Source organism: Janthinobacterium tructae, from assembly GCF_006517255.1.
GTDB lineage: Bacteria > Pseudomonadota > Gammaproteobacteria > Burkholderiales > Burkholderiaceae_D > Janthinobacterium > Janthinobacterium tructae.
In genome coordinates this window covers 5,055,422-5,077,340 of sequence record NZ_CP041185.1, presented here as the reverse complement: position 1 = coordinate 5,077,340, position 21,919 = coordinate 5,055,422, and the positions used below count along the sequence as shown (strand labels likewise).

Genomic DNA, 21,919 nt, shown 5'->3' with positions numbered 1-21,919 from the left:
ATGGCCAGCATCCACGCTTTCCAGGCCGAGGCGCTGGACGGCACGCCGGTCGACCTGGCGAGATACAAGGGCAAGGTGCTGCTGATCGTCAATACGGCCAGCGCCTGCGGCTTCACGCCGCAATACGAGGGCCTGGAAGCGCTGTACCGCGAATTTCACGACCAGGGTCTGGTCGTGCTGGGCTTTCCCTGCAACCAATTCCGCCAGCAGGAACCGGGCTCGAATGCGGACATCGGCACTTTTTGCGAGAAAAACTTCGGCGTCACCTTTCCCCTGTTTGCCAAGATCGACGTAAATGGTCCGCAGACCCATCCCCTGTTTGCGCAATTAAAACAGGCGGCGCCCGGCATATTGGGCACGCAAGCGATCAAATGGAATTTCACCAAGTTTTTGGTGCGCAAGGATGGCAGCGTATTTCGCCGCTACGCGACGGCCAGCAAACCGGCCAGCCTGGCGGCCGACATTCGGCAATTGCTACAGGAATAGCACTCGATGGTTTGATTTAAAACAACAAACGATGAAATCAAGCTATCCGTATTTATTTCATGCTTGATATTAATATTGTGTTTCCAATAGCAAATTTCGGTGATAATGTTGACATAATTATTCGCAGATATCGATCAAAAAACGATGCCAGTCTTTGGGAAATTCATATCTTCATGGATGCGGATGGGCATTTATTCCCGTCTCTTCATTCCTATTTTCTTCCTGATACTCGCCGTTTCCGCCGTTCGCTATCACGCCCTGCTCGGTACGGAAACGGCGCTGGCCAAGGCGCGCTACCAGAGCGATGCCCGGCAACTCGACCTGTTCCTGGCCAATAGCGTGCTGCCACTGACGGTACACACGCACAGTCACGCGATGCACGACAGCGTGCGCCAGGTGCTGCGCGGCGCCCTGCCGCTGAACCGCAGCCTCGTTTCCGCGCGCTGGGACACGGCTGACGCGCATGTCGAAGTGCTGGCCGACAAACCGCTGGCCGACAGCGTGGCGGTCACGGTGCCCGCGTGGTTCGCTCGCCTGGCCGGCATCACGGCCATCCGCAGCCGCCTGACGGTGGCGCTGCCGGACGGCGGCGACGGCATCCTCGCCCTGCACTACACGCCCGGCCTGCCCCTGGCGCAGGTATGGCAGCGGGTACGCGAACAGGCCGTCCTCAGCACCATCAATATCGTGCTGGTCTTCCTCTTGCTGAGCTTGATCCTGGCCACGCACCGGCGCTTGCTGGCGCGGCTGGTGCAAGCGACCGACCGCTTCCGCGAAGGCAACTTCGCCGTGCGCCTGGCCGCTGGCGCCACGCCCGAAGCACAAGCCGTGTCGCACTCGTTCAACAGCATGGCCGGCGATGTCGAAGAACTATTTTCCTCGCTGAAGACCAGCCAGCGCCAGCTGGGCGAGCAGCTGAACGAAACCGTGCACATGCAGCAGGCGCTGCAAAAACTATCATGGCAAAACTACAATGATGTACTGACCGGTTTGCCCAACCGTGCCGCGCTGGCCGCCCGCTTCGAACAGGAACTGTTCCTGGCACGCGAACGCCAGCGCCTGCTGGCCGTCTGCCTGTTCGACCTCGACCACTTCCAGGTCATCAACGACCGCTACGGCGCCGAAGCGGGCGATGAAATCCTCAAGCAGGTGGCGGGCCGCCTGCACAGTTTTACGGGCCAGGTCCACTATGCGGCGCGCCTGGGCGGCGATGAATTCGTCATGCTGCTGTGCGGCCAGGTGAATATCGCCAGCATCGAACAGAACGTCACGCAATTGATGCAGGAACTGAGCCGCCCCTACCAGTGCGACCAGCAGGCGCTGCACATGACGGCCAGCGCTGGCATCGCCGTCTATGCGGGCAAGGACTTGAATACGGAAAGCCTGCTGCGCCACGCCGACCACGCCGTCTACCAGGCGAAATTGACGGGGCGCAACCAGTACCATTTCTTCGACACCAATCTCGATGAAGAAGTGCGCACCCACCACAACCAGCGCACGGAAGTGCGCCAGGCCCTGATCAACGGCGAACTGCGGCTGTACTACCAGCCAAAAGTAAACATGCGCGCCGGCACGGTGGTGGGCATGGAAGCGCTGCTGCGCTGGCAGCATGCGCGCCGCGGCGTGCTGGCACCGGCGCAATTCCTGCCGCTGGTGGAGCAGACGGACCTGATCATCGACATCGGCGAATGGGTGCTGCGCCAGGCCCTGTGGCAGCTGCAGCGCTGGGGTGCGGCCGGCAAGCACTGGGTGGTCAGTGTGAATATCGCGGCGCGCCACTTCCAGCAACCCAATTTCATCTCGCGCCTGGAAACCATCCTCGGCGAATTTCCCGGCGTGTGCGCCAGCATGCTGGAACTGGAAATCCTCGAATCGTCGGCCCTGCACGACATCGAGGACGTGCGCCGCATCATCCGCGCCTGCCAGGCGCTGGGCATCACGTTCGCGCTCGACGATTTCGGCACCGGCTACTCGTCGATGTCGTATTTGAAGCGTCTGCCGGCGAACATCGTCAAGATCGACCAGAGCTTCGTGCGCAACATGCTCAACGACCGCGACGACCTGCACCTGGTGCGCGCCGTCATCGGCCTGGCCCGTTCATTCAGCTTGACGGTGATCGCCGAAGGCGTGGAAAGCGTCGAACATGGCGCGCGCCTGATCCAGCTGGGCTGCGACCTGGCGCAAGGCTACGGCATCGCCCGCCCCATGCCGGCCGACGCCGTGCTGGAGTGGGCGAACAATTTTATCCCGGCGCCACAATGGAAAACTGCGCAATATAGCGAAGTATCTATTTAACCTGGGACAAAGCGGAGTCGATCAGCTCAATCCAGTGCCGCACGGGCGTCTCGGTGCCCGACTGCAGGTGGCTCAGGCAGCCGATATTGGCCGACACAATTTCATCGGGCTCGCACGCTTCCAGGTTGGCCACCTTGTTGTCGCGCAGCTGCTGCGACAGGGCCGGCTGCAGGATCGAATACGTGCCCGCCGAACCGCAGCACAAATGGCTGTCGGCGCACAGGCGCACGTCGACGCCGACGGCGCGCAGCACCTGCTCCACCTTGCCGCGGATTTGCTGGCCGTGCTGCAGGGTGCACGGCGGGTGATACGCCACTTTTTTGCCGATGCGCCCTTTCAGCTGCGCCACCAGCTCGTTTTCAAACGCCGGCATGATCTCGGACAAATCGCGCGTCAGCGCGGCGATGCGCCGCGCCTTCTCCGCATACTGCGCGTCGTGCGCCAGCAAATGACCGTATTCCTTCACCGTGGCGCCGCAGCCGGACGCCGTCATGACGATGGCTTCGGCACTGTCGACATACGGCCACCAGGCGTCGATATTGCGGCGCATGTCGTCCAGCGCCGCTTCCTGGTCGTTCAGGTGATGGCGCAGCGCGCCGCAGCAACCGGCCTTCGGCGCGACGATCAATTGCACGCCCAGCGCATCGAGCACGCGCGCCGTGGCCGCGTTGATGTTGGGCGACATGGCCGGCTGCACGCAGCCATCGAGCAGCAGCATGCTGCGCGCGTGCTGGCGCGCGGGCCATGCGCCGGCGGCGGCGCCCGGGCGCAATTTATCCTGCAAGCCTTTTGACAGCAAGGGCCGCAGCGCCTGTCCCGCCTTGTACACGGGTGTAAACAGCCAGCGGCGCGGCAAGGCTTCCTTCAGGGCGAAGCGCAAGGCGCGTTCGCGCAAGGGGCGCTGCACGCGCTGTTCGACGACGTTGCGGCCGATGTCGACCAGGCGCCCGTACTGCACCCCCGAGGGACAGGTCGACTCGCAGTTGCGGCAGGTCAGACAGCGGTCCAGGTGCGTCTGCGTCTTGGCCGTGACGGGCGCGCCTTCGAGCACTTGCTTGATCAGGTAGATGCGTCCGCGCGGGCCATCGAGCTCGTCGCCCAGCAGCTGGTAGGTGGGACAGGTGGCCGTGCAAAAGCCGCAATGCACGCAGGCGCGCAGGATGGCTTCGGCTTCGTCGCCTGCCGGCGTATTCTTGATGAAATCGGCGAGATTGGTTTGCATGCGCGCTCAATACATTCTGTGCGGGTTGAAGATGCCGGCAGGGTCGAAAGCCTGCCGCAGGCGCTGGTGGATGGTGGCGATGGCGGGCGCCAGCGGGTGGAACACGCCCACCGCCTTGTCGCCGCCGCGGAACAGGGTGGCGTGCCCCCCAAGAGCGGCCACGGCCTGGCGGATATGCCGGGCGCTATCGGCGTCAGCATCGCCGTCGAGCTTCAGCCAGCGCTGCGCGCCGCCCCACTCGATCAGCTGGCGCCCTTTTAAAATCACGGCGCTGGCGTGCGGCGGCAACGACAGGCGCCACAAGCTGCCCGCGCCCGCAAAGAATGCGTGCGTCTGTTCGCGCACGGCCAGCCAGAAGGCGGCCGCCTCATCGGCTGCCAGCAGCTCGCCGCCCAGCGTGTGCAGCGCTGCCGACACGGCAGCTTCAGCGCCGGACAGACGCACCGTCAGCACGCCGTCGTGCCAGCAGCTGGCCGATATCGGCAGCGGCTTGCCCGCCCATTCATTGAGCAAGCGCAAGGCGGCGATTTCCGCGCACGCCACGCGCAACGTCGCTTCGCGCAGCGGCAAGGGCAGCACCTTCAGTGACACTTCCAGGATCAGGCCCAGCGTGCCCATGGACCCCGCCAGCAGGCGCGAGACATCGTAGCCGGCCACGTTTTTCATCACCTGCCCGCCGAAGGCCAGGCGCTCGCCATGACCGTCCATCAGCACGGCGCCCAGCACGAAATCACGCAGCGCGCCCGCGCTGGCGCGGCGCGGGCCGGACAGCGCGCTGGCGACGACGCCGCCCACGGTGGCGCCAGGACCGAAATGCGGCGGCTCGAAGGCCAGCATCTGGTTGCGCGCGGCCAGTGCCGCCTCAATGTCCGCCAGCGGCGTGCCGCAGCGGGCCGTGATCACCAGCTCCGTCGGTTCATAGTCGATGATGCCCGCATACGCGCGCGTGTCGAGCACTGCGCCGTCGCATTGCTGTCCATACCAGTCTTTCGTGCCGCCGCCGCGCAGGCGCAAGGGCGTGCCCGCCGCGCTGGCCGCCAGGATGGCCTGCCTGAATTGTTCCACTATCGCTTGCAAAGGAGTCTCCGGCAAATTAAAAACGGGGCAGGTTGGCGAATGGCAGGCGCCCTGCCGTCACATGCATCTTGCCGAATTCGGCGCAGCGGTTCAAGGTGGGTATCGCCTTGTCCGGGTTCAGCAGGGTATGCGGGTCGAAGGCGCGCTTGACGGAAAAGAAGGCATCGAGTTCGGCGCGCGTAAACTGCACGCACATGGAATTGATCTTTTCCATGCCCACGCCATGCTCGCCCGTGATGGTACCGCCGACGGCCACGCACAGGGCCAGGATGTCCGCGCCAAACGCTTCGGCGCGCTCGAATTCACCGGGCTTGTTGGCGTCGAACAGGATCAGCGGATGCAGATTGCCGTCGCCCGCGTGGAACACATTCGCGCAGCGCAAGCCATGCGTCGTTTCCATGCCGGCGATGCCCGTCAGGACTTCCGCCAGTTTTTTTCGCGGGATGGTGCCGTCCATGCAGTAGTAATCAGGCGAGATGCGCCCGGCGGCGGGAAACGCGTTCTTGCGGCCGGACCAGAACTTCATGCGCTCCGCTTCCGACTGCGAGACGGCGATGGCGCTGGCGCCCGCCCCTTCCAGCACCGCCGTCATGCGGGCGATTTCCTCTTCCACTTCCTCGTGCGTGCCGTCCGCTTCGCATAGCAAAATGGCGGCTGCATCGATGTCGTAGCCCGCCTTGACGAACGGTTCGACCATGCGCGAAGACGTCTGGTCCATCATTTCCAGCCCGGCCGGAATGATGCCGGCGGCAATCACGTTGGCCACGGCGTTACCGCCCGTGACGACGTCGTCAAAGGACGCCATGATGACCCTGGCCGTGGCCGGTTTCGGGATCAGTTTCACGGTCACTTCCGTGACGATGCCCAGCATGCCTTCGGAGCCGATGAAAACGGCCAGCAGGTCGAGGCCCGGAGAGTCGAGGCATTCGCCACCCAGCTCCAGCACGTCGCCATCGATGGTGACGATGCGCACGCGCAGCACATTGTGCACGGTCAAGCCGTATTTCAGGCAATGCACGCCGCCCGAGTTTTCCGCCACGTTGCCGCCGATGCTGCAGGCGATCTGCGAGGATGGATCGGGCGCGTAGTACAGCGCATGGGGCGCCGCCGCTTCGGAAATGGCCAGGTTGCGCACCCCCGGCTGCACCACGGCGATGCGCGCGTAGGCGTCCAGGCGCACGATGCGGTTCAGGCGCGCCGTCGACAGCACCACGCCGTCGGCGATCGGCAAGGCGCCACCCGACAAGCCCGTGCCGGCGCCGCGCGGCACGATCGGCACCTTCAGTTCCCGGCAGACGCCGAGGATGACGATGACCTGTTCCTCCGTATCGGGCAGGGTGACCACCATCGGCAGTTGGCGGTAGGCGGCCAGGCCGTCGCATTCGTACGGGCGCGTATCTTCGGCGTCGGACAGCACGCAGCGGGCCGGCAGCACGGCCAGCAGGGCCGCGACGACGGCTTGCTGGCGCGCGGCGGTCAATCCAGGTTCAGGGGCAGCATTGAGCATAAGATGGGGGGAATGGGCATGGGCGTGCAACGATTGTAAGCACAAAAGTGGCGCGCAGCGCTTTTTTTGTCCATTTAGAAGCCAAATCCGCAGCCAGGCGGCGCGCAGTGTCGTATGCTGCCCCCATTCTTCATTGACAGGATCAGCATCATGGGCAACCGACTCTCGAAAATCGCCACGCGCACGGGCGACAATGGCAGCACCGGCCTGGGCGACGGCAGCCGCACCAGCAAGGACAGCGCCCGCATCCACGCCATGGGCGACGTGGACGAACTCAATTCCAATATCGGCTTGCTGCTGTGCGAAGCCATGCCAGACGCCTTGCGCGACGAGCTGGTGGCCATCCAGCACGACCTGTTCGACCTGGGCGGGGAAATCTGCATCCCCGGCTACCAGCTGATCAAGGAAGAGCATGTGCTGCGCCTCGATGATTTACTGGCGAAATACAATGCGGACCTGCCCGCCTTGAGTGAATTCATCCTGCCGGCCGGTTCGCGCGCCGCCTCGCTGGCGCATGTATGCCGCACTGTGTGCCGCCGCGCCGAGCGCAGCATCGTCGCCCTGGCCAATGCGGAAACCATCCACGAGCATCCGCGCCAGTACGTGAACCGCCTGTCGGACCTGCTGTTCGTGCTGTCGCGCGTGCTGAACCGCTTTGCCGGCGGCAGCGACGTGCTGTGGCGGCATGACCGCACCAGAGGGTAAAGCGGGAAGTGACAGAGGATCGCGGACGTGCATGACGCGCCGCGCCTACAGCACTTCCAGGAAGGACTTCAAGGCGATGATTTCGTCCGATGTCAGCTGCAGCGGTTGCAGCAGGGGCGAGGTGACGGGAAACTTCGGATCGACCGCCTGCTGTGCGTTGTGCGGCACGGGACGCGACATGCCCGCGTTATACATGTTCAGCAAACCCACCATCTGCGGAAACAGGCCGTTGTGCATCCACGGCCCTGATTGCGCCACGCCGCGCAAGCCCGGCGTGCGGAACTTGCCCACATCCCCATCCTTGCCCGTCACCAGATAGCGGCCCAGGTCTTCATATTTCTTGCGTCCGTAATACGTCAGCCCCAGGTTATGGAATTGCTGGTCCGTCAGCAAGGCACCGCTGTGGCACGTCATGCAGCGCGCCTTGGTGCGAAACAGATGCAGGCCCAGCAGCTCGCGGTCGTTCAGGGCCGTGCGCTCGCCTTCCAGGAAAGTATCGAAACGCGTGACGGGCGGCAGCAAGGTGCGCTGGTAGTCGGCCAGCGCCGTCAGGATACGCGGCAGGGTCACGCCGGCGCCCTGGCCGAAAGCCGCATCGAACTGCGCCGTGTAATCATCGAGCGCGGCCAGCTTGGCCGGCAGGGCCGGCACGTCCATGGCCATCTCGTCGGCATGCTGCAAGGGCCCCAGCGCCTGCTCTTCCAGGGAGCTGGCGCGGCCATCCCAGAACAGCGGCTTGATCTGCGCCACGCCCAGCAAGCCCGGCGTATTGCGCTGGCCCAGCCGCCCTTCGTGTCCGACGGAAACGCGCTTGCTGTCGGCAAAGCTGTGCGCGGGACTGTGGCAGCTGAGGCAAGCCACCGCATTCGAGCGCGACAAACGGGGGTCGTTGAACAGGCGCTGCCCCAGCGCCACGACGGCCGGCGCCAGGGACGGCACGGGCATGGCCGAGACCGGGGCCAGCTCGGCCGGCGTGACGCCGTCGGCCACCTGCGGCCGGGGCCAGCCGGCGATCGGCCGCGCATACGTCTGGCGCAGACAGGCCAGGTCCCAGCCGCTTGCGCCAGCGCAAGGCTCAACGGCGGATGGAGCGCCCTCGCGCGCCTGGCCATCGAGGCTGAGTAACAGGGCGCCGCCCGCCAGCAAGGCGGCCAGGGCGACGGTGGTTTTTTTCAGGTGGGATGCCATGTTCATGCGCCTGCCGAAGAGTTGACTAGAAACGGTAACCGAGTTCCAGCGTAAACTGGCGGCCTTTTTCATACACGACCTCGGTCGTCGACTGGAACAGGGGATTGCTGCGGTTGCTCACGTTCTCGATCCCAAGGTTCACAAAGCCCTCGCCCGCGCCCGTCTTCGGCAGCGCATACTGCACGCGCAGGTCCCAGGTGATCGACTTGCCCACCGTAATATCTTTGAAGACGGTGGCCACCTCGCCGTCGAACAGCCTGGACTCGCCCGTCGCCGCCATGCCCGTTTCCGGCCCCCGCATGCGCAAGAAGTTGTCCACTTTCAGGCGGTATGCAGGGATATCCGTCGACAGCAACAGGCGCGCCGTCCAGGGACGGTTGTAATTATTCGCAGGGCGGTCCACCCAGCGCATGAACTTGCCCTGGTAATAGATATAGTCTTTCAAGTCGCCCGCGAGATCGCTCAGGCTATCCGCGTAATCGGCGTGCGACGAGTGGATGCGCGTGCGGTCGTAGCCGAACTGCACGTGCGTAGCCGTATCGCCCCAACGCAGGGGACGCGCCGTTTCGGCGGCAAACGTCCAGACCTTGCTGTCCGTGCGGCCCACGTTATCCCAATAGAAATTAGCCGGCGACAACAAATGCTGCACCATCTCGTCGCGGCCTTCGCGCAGCACGCGCTTGGCGCTCCACTTCACGCCGGCCCATTGCTGGCTGATGCCCAGCATTTTTTCATCCGTGTACGGCACCTTCATGTCGCCCGTCTTGTACCAGGCCCAGTTGGCGGCCATCACGGGCGCTGCCCAATCCTTCAGCAAGCCGCCCGACAGGGTGCGCGTCTGCGGCGACGTCTGCAGCGCCAGGCGTTTCGAATGGGCGTAGAAATCAAAGAAATTGCGGCCATAGTAGCGGTTGGCGCCTGCCTCGATCAGTGTCGTGCCCTTGCCTGCCACATCCCAGAAGGCCGACAGGCGCGGCGCGATACTGGACTTCGGCGACAGCTCGTCGCTGTCGTAGCGCACGCCCAGGCGCAGGCGCACGTCGCCCAGCCTGACATCGTCCTGCAGGAAGGCGCCACGCATCTTGTTGTTCAGCTCATAGGCGCCCGCGTAGTAAATAATGCGCTGCGCCAGGTACTGGCCGCGCACGTTCGACGCCACATTCCAGGGCGTGGCCAGCGAGCAGTATTGCGTGTCCACCGCGCCACCCGGCATATTGCAAGTGTTGGTATTGAGCGATGCCTGGTATTGCTCATACTGCGTGTGGCGCACATAGCTGCTGCGTTGATAGTCCAGTTCCACACCGGCCTCGAAAGTATGCGACATGCCCAGCAAATCGAGCGGCTCCCACTTCAGCTTGCCCTGGTACGCGATATTTTCCTGTTCCTGGTCGACGTCGCCCCAGCCGCCCTCGTTACTGGCCCAGCCCGTCGCACCCGTGCCCGTTTTGACGCCCCAGTTCTTGCCACTCGAGTAGCGCCAGGCTTTCCAGACGCTGGCATCGGCATCGCGCGAGCTGTCCATCTTGTTCCAGCTCAATCGGTGCTCCGCCTTGGCATTGCCCAGCAATCCCACGGGATGCGTCAGGCCCAGGTTGACACCCGTGCCGCCGCTTTTCAGGTGATACGTGCTGTTTTTTGCATTGGCAATGAAATAGTCGCCACTGGCCGGTGCATGCATGAGCGAGAAATCGGCCAGCACGCCGGGGCCGATGGTCCAGAAACCGCGCACGAAGGCATTGTCGCTGCCGCGCTTTTGTACCTTGCGGTTGGCATCGCTTTCACTTTGCAAACGGTTGCCGTAGCCATTCAGGGGAATGTCCGACGTCTTGCGGATAAAACTGCCGATCAGGCTGAAATTCTCCGTCACCTTGCCCTGCAGCGCGGCACGGTACGTCCATTTCTCGAATTCGGGCTGCAAGGCCGCCGTCGTCGACGTGGTGGCGCTTTCCTTCTGGCTATCGTTGAGCTTGTATTGCATCCACGACGAGCGCGTGCTTTCCACGGAAACCTGGCCGGACAGCTTGCGCGTGGGCGCGCAAGTGTTGGCCTTCACCACGCCGCCCTTGAAGCGGCCATACTCGGCGCCGATGTTCGAGTCGAGCACCGTCACGTCGCACAGCAGGCTGGTATCGACGGCAAAGCCCTGGCTGGCCGACGGTGGCGTGGTATTGCTGGCGGGATTACTACTGACGGGACCGATATCGTTGTTGAGCGACATGCCATCCATCTGGTACAGATTATCGTAGAACTTGGCCCCATTGATGCTGATGTCGGCCGGGGCCAGCTCGCCCTGGGTAGCGGAGGCTTGCTGCTTGTTATCGAATTGCACGCTGGGATTGATGCGCAACAAGCTCGTGACATTGCCATCGATACCCTTCATCGCTTCGATCTGGCGCCTGTCCAGGCGCTGCTCGCCCACGGAGACACGTTCGGCCTGCGTGCGCACTTCGGGCAGCACCTGCGGTGCCGGTTCATCGGCGTCCGCTTCGGCGGCAAGACCAAGGGGAGAGGCGGCGCTGGCGCCAAAGGCCAGGCCGATGGCCAGCACGGACTGGCGCAGGGTAAGAATGGAAGACATGAAGAACCTTCAACTGCGGATGGGAAAGGGGCAGTCTCATGATGCCGCCCTTCACTTGATCCTCCAGTGTCGTCTTCTCATGCCGCCAGTTGCAAATGATAACTATTGCTATTCGCATTTACAAGGCAGAAAGATCAAAACTCGGCTGTTTTTTTGACATGCGTAAAAATTACGGGCAGCCTGTGGCATCTGCGCCACGCCGCTCGCTTATGCGGGCACCGCCACCCTGGACGGCTGCACATGCACATGTTCGCGCAGCAAGCCGCGCAGCAACTGTACCTGCGTCACGGCATCGGCCTGCAAAGGCGTCAGCACCTCGCTGATGCAGGGGCCGGGCGCCGGGGCGCCGGAATCCCCGCGCAGCAAGGCATCCATTTCAGCACTGACCTCGGCAATCCATTGCTGCAGCTCGGGCGGCGCCGGCTCGGCCTGGGGACTCAGGCTGATGCGCGCCGTGCTGCCCGCCACGCGGCGCAGCAGCGGCAAGGTGCGCAGCGCCGCCAGTCCCACGCCGGCGCTGCGGTCGAGGCGGCGCTCGATGCGCAGACGCTGCAGCACCTGTTCCGCGTTATTGCTGGCCAGCCCCGCCTCGCGGCGCAGGCGCGCGATGGCGCTATCCCATTTTCCACCGGCCGCCAGCACGGCCAGCAGGTATTTCAGGTTGGCCGACACGGCTTTCGCCAGACGCTGGTCCAGGTCGTCCGCTTCGCGGTCCGGCCACAGGAAAAACGTGGCCAGCAGGGCCAGCACGCAACCGAGCACATTGTTGCTCAGGCGGCTCATCGCATACACCATCTCGCTGGCGGGCGCCGCATAGTCGGCCACCAGCACGAAGGCGGGCGTCATGAACAGTACGTGCAGGCTGTAGCTGACCCTGCGCAAAGCCATGGTGGCGACGATCAGGGGAAACACCACCAGCGAGATCGCCAGCGGGGTGTGCACGGCCAGGCCGATCAGCACGGCCAGCACGGCGCCCAGCACGCTGCCAGCGACGCGCTCGATGCCGCGCGGCCAGGTGGTCGACACGGACGGCTGCAGTATCAGCAAGGTCGCCATGGTGGCCCAGTAACCGAACGGAATATGCAAGGCCTCGACCAGCAGGAAGCCGGCCGTCGTGGCCAGCGACACGCGCGCCGCATGGCGCCAGCTCAGCGACTGCGGCGTGGCGTTGACTTTCGCCGTCTGCCACGCCTGCCCCAGCGCCAGGAAGGCCGCCTCGCGCCATGGCAGCTGCGCCGCGCGCGGCAAGCCCAGTTCCATGAAGTCCACGTTCAGGCGCAGCGGCAGCAAGGCGCCCAGCGCCGCTTCCAGGCGCCGTCCGCAGCCCGCCAGGCGGCGCTGCAATTCCAGGGGCGGCGTTTCCGGCTGGCGCTGCACGGCCTGCCCCAGGCGGCGCAGCAGCACGGCCATCACTTCCAGGCTGCGCCGCGCGCGCGGGTCCTGGTGCAGCCGCTGCTGCTCGCGCTCGCAGGTATGCGTGACGGCGATCAGATAGGCGAAGATGCGCTCGGCGTCGCTGAGCGCCAGCAGCAGGTTGTCGTACAGAGCGCTGCGGCCCGCGCGTGCGGGCGGCACGGCGGCCAGCGCCACGCGCGCCGCTTCCAGCGCGGCGCGCGCCTGCGAACGGTAGCTGGCGCCATGCGCAGCGGCGTCCGCCTGCGGCGCGTCATGTTCGAGGAAGCGCGCATTGTCGCGCGCGATGCCGGCCAGGCGCGAATACGCGGCGCGGATGGCGCGCCGGCTAGGGCCGAACGGGTGGATGCGCCAGACGGTAAAACTGAGCACCGTGGCAAACAGGCAGCCGAACATGTAGAGGCCCAGGAATGGCGCCGTCTGCGTCATCGATTCCAATGGGTGCGTGACCATCACCACGCAGGCCGTGGCCGCCAGGATGGCCACTTGCGCCGTGGCCGCGCCCCAGATGCGTGCCAGCGCGCCGGCCCAGGAAAACAGCAGTACGGCAATGGCAGCCGTCGCCACGCCATGGCCGGCCGCCAGCGCCGTCAGGCCGCCGGCCACGGTCGACAGCAGGCCGAAGCCCAGCATCGAGACGAAGCGCATGCGCCGCGTGCCGGCCGCGTCGGCCAGGCAAGTCCAGAAGGCGCCGATGGCGGCCCAGGAAAAATCGGGCTGATCGAACAGCAGGCCCAGCAGCAGCATGGCGCTGGAAGCACAGGCGGCCCGCAAGCCCTCGGACAGATTCGTTTCGTCGATGGCCAGGGTGACCATCCACAGGGGACGGCGCTGCGACAGGGTGTCGGTATAGGCGTGCATGCCCGTCAGCCAGCGGCCGGCCAGTGCACGCGAACGGCGGTGAAGTTTCCTGAAATGCAAGGTGGACTTTGAGAAGGTATCAAAGCGTCATCGTAGCATTCCCGGAGGATAAATGTTGCAGTGCAGCGTAAAATCTCGCCAGACAAAAAAAAGCGGCACCGCAGTGCCGCTGTTATCTTGCTTGAGCTTCTTAGCTGACCATCGCCAGGCGCGGCCCTGCGGACGGGAAGCGCTGCTCGATCGAGGCGGCGATGCCGGTGGCGTCGAGGCCCACGCTTTTCAGCAGTTGCACGGGGTCGCCATGGTCGATGAAGACGTCTGGCAAGCCCAGCATCAAAATCGGCTTGACGATACCTTCCGCTGCCAGGGCCTCGGCCACGGCCGAACCGGCGCCGCCCATGATGCAGCCCTCTTCCACCGTCACCAGGTAATCGTGCTCAGCGGCAAGCTGTTTCACCAGCGCCACATCGAGCGGCTTGACGAAGCGCATGTTGGCCACCGTCGCGTCGAGCTTCTCACCCGCTGCCACGCTAGGTGCCACCATCGAGCCAAAGGCCAGGATGGCGATGCGCTTGCCGTGGCGCTTGAGCTCGCCCTTGCCGATCTCGATGCTGGTCAGTTCCGGCACGATGGCGACGCCGGCACCGGCGCCGCGCGGATAGCGGATGGCCGCCGGGCCCGGATAGTGGTAGCCAGTGGTCAACATTTGACGGCATTCGTTTTCGTCGGACGCGGCCATGATGACCATGTTCGGGATGCAGCGCAAAAACGCCATGTCGTAGTTGCCCGCGTGCGTGGCGCCGTCGGCGCCCACCAGGCCGGCGCGGTCCAGCGCGAACGTCACGTCCAGGTTTTGCAGCGCCACGTCGTGGATCAGCTGATCGTAGGCGCGCTGCAGGAAAGTCGAATAGATGGCCACGACGGGTTTCAATCCCTCGCAAGCCAGGCCCGCAGCGAAGGTCACGGAATGCTGCTCGGCAATGCCCACGTCAAAGTAACGGTTAGGGAATTGCTGTTCGAACTTGACCATGCCCGAGCCTTCGCGCATGGCCGGCGTGATGCCCACCAGGCGCTTGTCGTGCGCGGCCATATCGCACAGCCAGTTACCGAACACTTCCGTGTACGTCATCTTGCCCGGCGCCGTGGCCGGCTTGATGCCTTCCAGTGGATTGAACTTCGGCGTGCCGTGGTACAGGATCGGTTCGGCCTCGGCCAGCTTGTAGCCTTGCCCCTTCTTGGTGACCACGTGCAGGAATTGCGGACCCTTCAATTGCTTGATATTTTGCAAGGTCGGGATCAGCGAATCGAGGTCGTGGCCATCGATGGGGCCGATATAGTTAAAACCGAATTCCTCGAACATGGTGGCGGGCACGACCATGCCCTTGGCGTGCTCTTCGAAGCGCTTCGCCAATTCCAGTACGGGGCCGGGCAAGACGGACTTGCCGACATTTTTCGCTGCCGCATAGAACTGGCCCGACATCAGCCGCGCCAGGTGGCGGTTCAGCGCGCCCACAGGCGGCGAGATCGACATGTCGTTGTCGTTCAGGATCACCAGCAGGTTGATGTCTTCTTGCACGCCTGCATTGTTCATCGCCTCGAAAGCCATGCCGGCCGTCATCGAGCCATCGCCGATCACGGCGATCGCGTGCAGCGGGTCACCCTTGATCTTGGCCGCCTGCGCCATGCCCAGCGCTGCGGAAATGGATGTCGACGAGTGCGCCGTGCCGAAGGTGTCGTACTCGCTCTCGTCGCGCTTCGGGAAGCCGGAAATGCCATCCTTCTGGCGCAGGGTGTGCATGCGCTCGCGCCGGCCCGTCAAAATCTTGTGCGAATAGGTCTGGTGGCCCACGTCCCAGACGATGCGGTCGTGCGGCGTGTTGAACACATAGTGCAGCGCGACGGTCAGCTCGACCGTGCCCAGGTTGGACGACAGGTGGCCGCCCGTCTTGGAGACGGAGTCGAGCAGGAAGCTGCGCAATTCCTGCGCCAGCGGCACCAGTTGCGAGCGGGCCAGCTTGCGCACTTGCGCTGGTTCATTGATAGTTTCTAACAGTTTCATTTATGCCTTCCGCTGCACGACCAGGTCTGCCAGCTCGCGCAGACGGCGTGCCTTGTCCCCGAATGGCGCCAGCGCCGCATGGGCGTCGCACCGCAATTGTTCTGCCAGGGCTCTCGATGGTTCCAGCCCCAGTATCGATACGTAAGTGGGCTTGTTGGCGGCCGCATCCTTGCCCGCCGTCTTGCCCAGGGTGGCCGAATCGGCCGTGGCGTCGAGCACGTCGTCCACCACCTGGAACGCCAGGCCGACGGCGCGCGCATAGGCGTTCAGCGCCGTCATCTCGTCCGGCGCCAGGTCCTTGCCCGCCAGCGCGCCGAGAATCACGGCCGCGCGCAGCAAGGCACCCGTTTTGAGTTGATGCATCTGTTCCAGCTGCGGCAGGCTCAAGGCCAGGCCGACGCTGTCGAGATCGATCGCCTGGCCGCCGCACATGCCGCTTGACCCGGAAGCGTGCGCCAGCAGGCGGATCATCGCCATTTGCCGACCCGGCGGAATCGCCGCGCCGTCGGCCAGCAGCATGAACGCCTGCGATTGCAGCGCGTCGCCGACCAGCAGGGCCGTCGCTTCATCGTAGGCGATGTGCACGGTGGGCTTGCCACGGCGCAAGGCATCGTCATCCATGCACGGCATGTCGTCGTGCACCAGCGAATACACGTGAATCATTTCCAAGGCGCAAGCGGCGCGCGCGAGGGTATCTTGATCGACATCAAACAGTTCGCCAGCCGCCATCACCAGCAGCGGGCGCACGCGCTTGCCGCCGCCCAACAGCGCATAGCGCATGGCCGCGTGCAGCTTGTGCGGCACCGTGTCCGCCGATGGCAGGAATTGGTCGAGCCGGTCTTCCACGCCGGACTGGGTCGCTTGCATCCAGTCGCCGAAGGTCACGCCGTCTTGCTGCATGCTGGCCGTCATAGCGCGGCCTCGCCGGCATCCACGAACGGTTTCAACATGTCGCCTTCCAGTACTTTCACCTGCGCCTCGACGCTATCGAGCTGGGTGGCGCAATACTTGACCAGTTCCGAGCCGCGCTGATACGCCGCGACCGATGCTTCCAGCGGCAACTGGCCCGCTTCCATTTGCGTTACCAGCTGCGCCAGTTCCGCCATTGCCTCTTCAAACGAGGCCGGCGCTGCGGCAGCGGCAGTTAATTTCTTCGACATAGACTCAGATCTCTTCGTGGCACGAGGGGTATGTAGGGAGACGCCGGGGACTCCCGGCCAGCATAGAAGCGTTATTTTAGAACAAACCACACTATTAAGTGAAAACTAAAGCGCAATCGGCGTGTTCAAAGAGGTAGACGTTGCCAGCTTGGCAGTCAATTCTAGCGCAATCGCCCTCATCGGCCGGAAATTGCACGCTAAATGACAATGTTTATCATTAAGAGCCTATTTGCCGGAGGGGTTTGGCAATGCCGAGGCCGATACGCGCTATAATCGCCGGTTCTGTCCGAAATACCGTTTCAACAAATTTGAATTCAGGTCTTTGCGGATTCTTTCTCTCTGTAGCGGTTGCCCAGGGATAGGCCTGGGGCACTGCTGACCGTTGTACATTTATGGGGGGTTGGGATGTCCGATCTGGCTACTCACGCCAAGCTGGCGCGTTCAAACGCGCAACTTCCGGTCCACGTCTATTTTGACGAAACGCTGTTGCAGCGTGAAATGCAGCAATTGTTCCAAGCCGGCCCGCGCTATGTCGGGCACGAGCTGATGGTGCCGGAAACCGGCGATTTTGCGACCCTGGCGTCTGAGAACGAAGGGCGTATGCTCGTGCGCAACGCCAATGGTATCGAAGTGCTGTCCAACGTGTGCCGCCACCGGCAGGCGCTGATGTTCAATGGCCGCGGCAATGCGAATCATATCGTCTGCCCGCTGCACCGCTGGACCTACGACCTCAAGGGGGAATTGATCGGCGCGCCGCACTTCCCCGAGACGCCGTGCCTGAACCTGTCGAAAACGCCGCTGCAAAGCTGGAATGGCTTGCTGTTCGAGCAAAATGGCTACAACGTGATGGAAAAATTGAAAGATTTGTCCGTCTCGAAAGACCTCGATTTTTCCGGCTATATGTTCGACCACGTGGAAATCCACGAGTGCGACTACAACTGGAAGACCTTCATCGAAGTCTACCTCGAGGATTATCACGTGGAACCGTTCCACCCGGGCCTGGGCAGCTTTGTCAGCTGCGACGACCTGCGCTGGGAATTCGGCAAGGATTACAGCGTGCAAACGGTAGGCGTGCACCGCGGCCTGCAGCAGGCCGGTTCGCCCGCCTACAAGAAATGGCAGGAGCAGGTGCTGCAATTCCGTGGCGGCGAAGTGCCACCATATGGCGCCATCTGGCTGACGCTATATCCGAACATCATGGTCGAATGGTATCCGCACGTGCTGATCGTCTCGACCCTGTGGCCCGACGGTCCGCAAAAGACGCGCAACGTGGTGGAGTTCTATTACCCAGAGGAAATCGTGCTGTTCGAGCGCGACTTCGTCGAAGCGGAACGGGCTGCCTACATGGAAACCTGCGTCGAGGACGATGAAATCGCCCTGCGCATGGATGCGGGCCGCAAGGCCCTGATGGCGCGCGGCGAGAACGAAGTGGGTCCTTACCAGTCACCGATGGAAGACGGCATGCAGCACTTCCACGAGTGGTACCGCAATAATATCGAACTGTAGTGCCTCAAGGGCCGCATTGCGCGGCCTTTTTCATTTTCATCGTCAGGATTACCCATGCAATCTTTGTGGATGCTATTTGCCAGCTTCATGTTCGCCATCATGGGCGTGTGCGTCAAACTGGCGTCGGATATGTATTCGACGTCCGAAATCGTCATGTACCGCGGCATCATCGGCATGAGCGTCATGGGCTGCACGATTTTGTACCAGGGTGGCAGCTTTAAAACCACGATGCCGGGCCAGCATCTGTGGCGCGGCGTGGTGGGCGTGATCGCGCTGTGGCTGTGGTTTTATGCCATCGCCATCCTGCCACTGGCCACGGCCATGACGCTCAATTACATGGCGCCCATCTGGATCGCCGTGATCCTGCTGGCGGGCGGCTGGTGGAAAGGCATGCAACAGGTCGAGTGGCCGCTGGTGGCGGCCATTGCCATGAGCTTTGTCGGCGTGACCCTGCTGCTGCAACCCGTATTCGAGACCGACCAGCTGGCCGGCGCCATCACGGCCTTGATTTCCGGCATGCTGTCGGCCCTCGCCTACTTGCAGGTGCGCAAGCTGGGCTTGCTGGGCGAACCCGAATACCGCGTCGTGTTTTATTTCTCGGTCGTCAATTTCCTCGCCGGCGTGATCGGCCATGTGGCCAGCGCCGGCGGCGGCCCCGTCGTCTGGCATGCGCACACAAGCGCCTACGGCATCGGCTTGCTGGCCGCCATCGGCCTGTGCGCCACCATGGCGCAAATGGCCATGACGCGCGCCTATCGCCTGGGCAAGACCCTCGTAGTTGCAAATTTGCAATACACGGGCATCGTCTTTTCCAGCTTCTGGGGCGTGGTGATCTTTGGCGACCTGTTCGACTGGCACGGCTGGGCCGGTATCGGCATCATTCTCGCCTCCGGCATCGCCGCCACCTATTACAATACCCGCAACACGGCCCGTGGCGCGGCGATCGCGCGCACGGATCCCATCGCCAGCGAAGTGTAAAGGAGCGTTCCTGATGTACACCACCTTGATCCAGACCAGCGAACTGGTCAGCCACCTGAATGACAGCGACTGGGTCATTCTCGATTGCCGCCACGACTTGCTCAACCCCACGGCCGGCAGCGACGCGTTTGCCGCCGGCCACATCCAGAACGCGCAGTTTGCCGACATCGACACGGCCCTGTCCGGCCCCAAGACGATGCGCGGCCCCCAATTTACCGGACGGCATCCCTTGCCCGACCGCAACGCCCTGCTGGCCACCTTGCGCGGCTGGGGCATCGACGACGACACGCAAGTGGTCGCCTATGACGGCCAGGGCGGCATGTTCGCCGCCCGTCTGTGGTGGCTGCTGCGCTGGCTCGGCCATCCAGCCGTGGCCGTACTCGACGGCGGCCTGGCCGCCTGGCAGGCGCAAGGCTTGCCGCTGGTCACCCCCGTGGCGCCGCGCCCTGTTGGCAATCTGAGGGAGAAAGCCAGCCTGACGCGCACGGTCAGCGTGCAGGACGTCGTTGCCAACCTGGAAACCCAGGCCTTGACGGTGATCGACGCGCGCGCCCCCGACCGCTATCGCGGTGAAAACGAAACCATCGACCCCGTGGGCGGCCATATCCCCGGCGCGAAAAACCGTTTCTTCAAGGATAACTTGCAGGCGGATGGCCGCTTCAAATCCGCCAAAGAACTGGAGCAGGAATTCGCGGGCCTGATCAGCACGGCTGAATCTACTATCCTGCAATGCGGCTCCGGTGTGACGGCGTGCCACAACCTGCTGGCCCTGGAAGTGGCGGGCTTGCCGGGCGCCGCCTTGTATCCCGGATCGTGGAGCGAGTGGTGCGCCGATCCGGCGCGGCCCGTGGCGACGGCGACTTAAAAAAAATGGCGGACCAGATGGTCCGCCATTTTCTTACCAGTGGATAACTACGACGTTATCCCCAGCGCTTGATTCAACTGTTCCAGTTCCGCCTGCCACGCCTGCTGGCTGGCCGCCTTCTGATGGCGCGGTTTTCTCGCCAGGTCTTCCGCCAGCAATTGCTCCAGTTCGCACAAACGCTCCAGTTGCACGTCGATGTCCGTCAGTACCGCAGACGCCTGCTCCACGCGCGGCGCGGGTATCAACGCCGGCCCATCCTCGGCGCTCAGCCTTGCATAGGCGCTGGCCGCGTCTGGCCACTCTTCCAGCTGGCCATCGGCCACCACCCAAAAACGGTTGCAGGCCGTCTCGATCAGGTCGCGGTCGTGCGACACCAGCAGGCAGCCTCCCTCGAAGCCGCGCAAGGCTTGCCCCAGTTCCGCCTTGCCCTGCATGTCCAGGTGGTTGCTGGGTTCGTCCAGCAGCAGCAAATGATAGCTGGCCAGCGACAGGCCCAGGAACAGCAGCCGCGCCCTCTCGCCGCCGCTCAGGGTGGCCACCGTCTGGCCATGGCGTGCATACGGGAAACCGGCTGAAATCAAGGCTTGCTTGCGCGCCACCTGGCTGCGCGCCGCCTCGTTTTGCACGGCAAACGGGTACAGGGCGTCGGACAGGTCGGCCGTATCGGCCAGTTGCCTGAGCGACTGGTCGTAGTAACCGATGTTGGCCGCGTGGTGGTAACGCAGGTCAGCCCATTCCTCCTGCGCCTGGATCGCTTGCCAGCACTGGCGCAGCAGCGACGACTTGCCACTGCCGTTGGCGCCCAGCAAGGCGACCCTGTCGCCCGGTTTCAGCCACAGCTGGCCCACCTGAAACAGCACGGGAGACGTCGGCACGGCGCGCACGTCCAGCGCATCGAGCGCCAGCAGCTGGTCGGCCGCCAGCGCCTTGCCGCGCAGAGTCAGGCGCCAGGGCGCGCCATCGCTGACGAACGACTGTTCATCCTGCAGCTTGTCGATGCGCCGCTGCATGCTCTTGGCCTTGCGCGCCATGCCGACGTTATCGTAGATCTTGCCCCACAAGGCCAGGCGGGTGCTGCTGACGGCCAGGCGGTCGATTTCCTTCTGTTCGGCCGCATGCCGGGCGGCAGCGGCAAGATCGGCTTCGGCCAGCGCCGCCAGCGCCGGGCCGCACGGCAAGTCGAAGTCGTACAGCCGGCTATCGCGCAAGATCCAGCTGCGCGTGGCCACGTTGTCGAGCAGGCGCTGGTCGTGCGAGACGAGGATGAAGGCGCCGCGCCAGCTCAACAGGAATTGCTCCAGCCACAGCAGCGACGGCAAGTCCAGGTGATTGCTCGGCTCGTCGAGCAGCAGCACGTTCGGTTCCTGCAGCAGGGCACGCCCCAGCAGCAGCCGCGTGTGCTGGCCGCCGGACAAGGAATGCACGGGCACTTGCGCCGTCTCGTGCTCGAAGCCTAACTCGGCCAGCAGGCTGTCGATCCGCCAATGCAGTTCCGGCTGCTCCAGCACGGGCGCCAGCAAGGCGTCGTACAGGCTCAGGCTGGCAAGTTCGGCTGGCAAGTGCTGTTCCACGTGCTGCAAACGGCAGGCACGGGCGACATGGATGGTGCCGGACGTGGCTTCCCGCGTGCCGCTGAGCAAGCCCAGCAAGGTGGATTTGCCGCAGCCATTGTGGCCGATCAGGCCGATGCGGTCGCCCTGGCGCAAGGTAAAGGCGAGTTCATTGAAGAGGAAACCGTCGTGGGTGTCCAGCTGTAAAGCTTGGGTAGAGATAAGGGTAGTCATGGCTCTTGTCTTTGTTCGGGATGCAAGCATCCGCGTTAACAGGAGCGCTAACGACAACGGAGTACCAGGAAAGGACTCGTTTAGGAGGGTGGCTTTGCTCTGGCCAGGTTATCGCAGCGCGATAAAACGTGGGCAAGAGCGGGCAAATGCGCTTAAAGAGCGTGCGCGCCACAAGGCGAGCAACAAATTTTCTTCCATTATATTTTCCTCCTTTCTGTTCTAGTTAGTCAAAAAG

Annotated in this window: 16 protein-coding genes; 6 read left to right on the top strand and 10 right to left on the bottom strand. The window is 63.7% G+C overall.

Annotation, left to right across the window (positions count from 1 at the left end; translation table 11 throughout):
* Both FJQ89_RS22295 and FJQ89_RS22290 read left to right on the top strand, forming a co-directional pair.
* The gene (locus tag FJQ89_RS22295) at positions 1–486 is read left to right on the top strand and encodes a glutathione peroxidase (RefSeq protein ID WP_141171743.1); all 486 of its coding nucleotides are present in this window, start codon (positions 1–3) and stop codon (positions 484–486) included.
* 183 nt (positions 487–669) lie between these two features.
* Positions 670–2,781, top strand: a complete 2,112-nt coding sequence (locus tag FJQ89_RS22290) for a putative bifunctional diguanylate cyclase/phosphodiesterase (protein WP_141171742.1) — start codon at positions 670–672, stop codon at positions 2,779–2,781.
* Here the strand turns inward: FJQ89_RS22290 and glcF are convergent.
* Genes glcF through FJQ89_RS22275 form a run of 3 tightly spaced genes read right to left on the bottom strand, consistent with a single transcriptional unit; the run spans position 2,774 to position 6,587 of the window.
* Positions 2,774–4,003 carry a glycolate oxidase subunit GlcF gene (glcF, locus tag FJQ89_RS22285; RefSeq protein ID WP_141171741.1) on the bottom strand — a complete coding sequence of 410 codons (1,230 nt, stop codon included), beginning with the start codon at positions 4,001–4,003 and terminating at the stop codon, positions 2,774–2,776. The two genes, FJQ89_RS22290 and glcF, sit on opposite strands and share 8 nt — an antisense overlap.
* A 6-nt stretch (positions 4,004–4,009) precedes the next feature.
* Positions 4,010–5,080: a glycolate oxidase subunit GlcE gene (gene glcE / locus FJQ89_RS22280; RefSeq protein ID WP_141171740.1), complete on the bottom strand. Its 1,071-nt coding sequence runs from the start codon at positions 5,078–5,080 to the stop codon at positions 4,010–4,012.
* A gap of 16 nt (positions 5,081–5,096) precedes the next feature.
* On the bottom strand, positions 5,097–6,587 hold the full coding sequence (locus tag FJQ89_RS22275; RefSeq protein ID WP_141171739.1) for an FAD-linked oxidase C-terminal domain-containing protein: 1,491 nt from the start codon (positions 6,585–6,587) through the stop codon (positions 5,097–5,099).
* A gap of 150 nt (positions 6,588–6,737) precedes the next feature.
* Between FJQ89_RS22275 and FJQ89_RS22270 the strand changes: the two genes are divergently transcribed.
* A complete protein-coding gene (locus FJQ89_RS22270) occupies positions 6,738–7,292 on the top strand; it encodes a cob(I)yrinic acid a,c-diamide adenosyltransferase (protein ID WP_100428943.1) in 555 nt (184 codons plus the stop codon).
* Between the two features lie 45 nt (positions 7,293–7,337).
* Here FJQ89_RS22270 and FJQ89_RS22265 read toward each other — a convergent pair whose 3' ends face one another.
* The 6 genes from FJQ89_RS22265 to FJQ89_RS22240 form a co-directional block, all read right to left on the bottom strand.
* Positions 7,338–8,486, bottom strand: coding sequence for a cytochrome-c peroxidase (locus FJQ89_RS22265; protein ID WP_243136204.1), 1,149 nt, complete (start codon positions 8,484–8,486; stop codon positions 7,338–7,340).
* 19 nt (positions 8,487–8,505) lie between these two features.
* Complete coding sequence (locus FJQ89_RS22260) at positions 8,506–11,058, bottom strand: TonB-dependent receptor (RefSeq protein WP_141171738.1); 2,553 nt, start codon at positions 11,056–11,058, stop codon at positions 8,506–8,508.
* Between the two features lie 207 nt (positions 11,059–11,265).
* Positions 11,266–13,332, bottom strand: a complete 2,067-nt coding sequence (locus FJQ89_RS22255; protein WP_141171737.1) for an FUSC family protein — start codon at positions 13,330–13,332, stop codon at positions 11,266–11,268.
* Between the two features lie 190 nt (positions 13,333–13,522).
* Positions 13,523–15,391 carry a 1-deoxy-D-xylulose-5-phosphate synthase gene (dxs, locus tag FJQ89_RS22250; RefSeq protein ID WP_141171736.1) on the bottom strand — a complete coding sequence of 623 codons (1,869 nt, stop codon included), beginning with the start codon at positions 15,389–15,391 and terminating at the stop codon, positions 13,523–13,525.
* Entirely contained in the window at positions 15,392–16,303 is a 912-nt protein-coding gene (locus FJQ89_RS22245) for a polyprenyl synthetase family protein (RefSeq protein WP_141171735.1), read from the bottom strand. It abuts the gene before it with no gap.
* Positions 16,300–16,551, bottom strand: coding sequence for an exodeoxyribonuclease VII small subunit (locus tag FJQ89_RS22240; protein WP_010394784.1), 252 nt, complete (start codon positions 16,549–16,551; stop codon positions 16,300–16,302). The genes FJQ89_RS22245 and FJQ89_RS22240 overlap by 4 nt, the downstream gene beginning before the upstream one ends.
* Before the next feature lie 405 nt (positions 16,552–16,956).
* On the opposite strand from FJQ89_RS22240, the gene FJQ89_RS22235 reads away from it, so the two are divergent.
* From FJQ89_RS22235 to FJQ89_RS22225, 3 genes are read left to right on the top strand one after another with little or no spacing between them, the layout of a single operon-like run.
* The gene (locus FJQ89_RS22235) at positions 16,957–18,057 is read left to right on the top strand and encodes an aromatic ring-hydroxylating oxygenase subunit alpha (protein ID WP_141171734.1); all 1,101 of its coding nucleotides are present in this window, start codon (positions 16,957–16,959) and stop codon (positions 18,055–18,057) included.
* A 54-nt stretch (positions 18,058–18,111) separates the two neighbouring features.
* Positions 18,112–19,035 (top strand): DMT family transporter, encoded by a 924-nt coding sequence (locus FJQ89_RS22230; RefSeq protein WP_141171733.1) that lies wholly within the window; start codon positions 18,112–18,114, stop codon positions 19,033–19,035.
* Positions 19,036–19,048: 13 nt separating this feature from the next.
* Positions 19,049–19,900 (top strand): sulfurtransferase, encoded by an 852-nt coding sequence (locus FJQ89_RS22225; protein ID WP_141171732.1) that lies wholly within the window; start codon positions 19,049–19,051, stop codon positions 19,898–19,900.
* Positions 19,901–19,947: 47 nt separating this feature from the next.
* Here FJQ89_RS22225 and FJQ89_RS22220 read toward each other — a convergent pair whose 3' ends face one another.
* Positions 19,948–21,684 carry an ABC-F family ATP-binding cassette domain-containing protein gene (locus FJQ89_RS22220; RefSeq protein ID WP_141171731.1) on the bottom strand — a complete coding sequence of 579 codons (1,737 nt, stop codon included), beginning with the start codon at positions 21,682–21,684 and terminating at the stop codon, positions 19,948–19,950.
* Between the last annotated feature and the right edge of the window lie 235 nt (positions 21,685–21,919).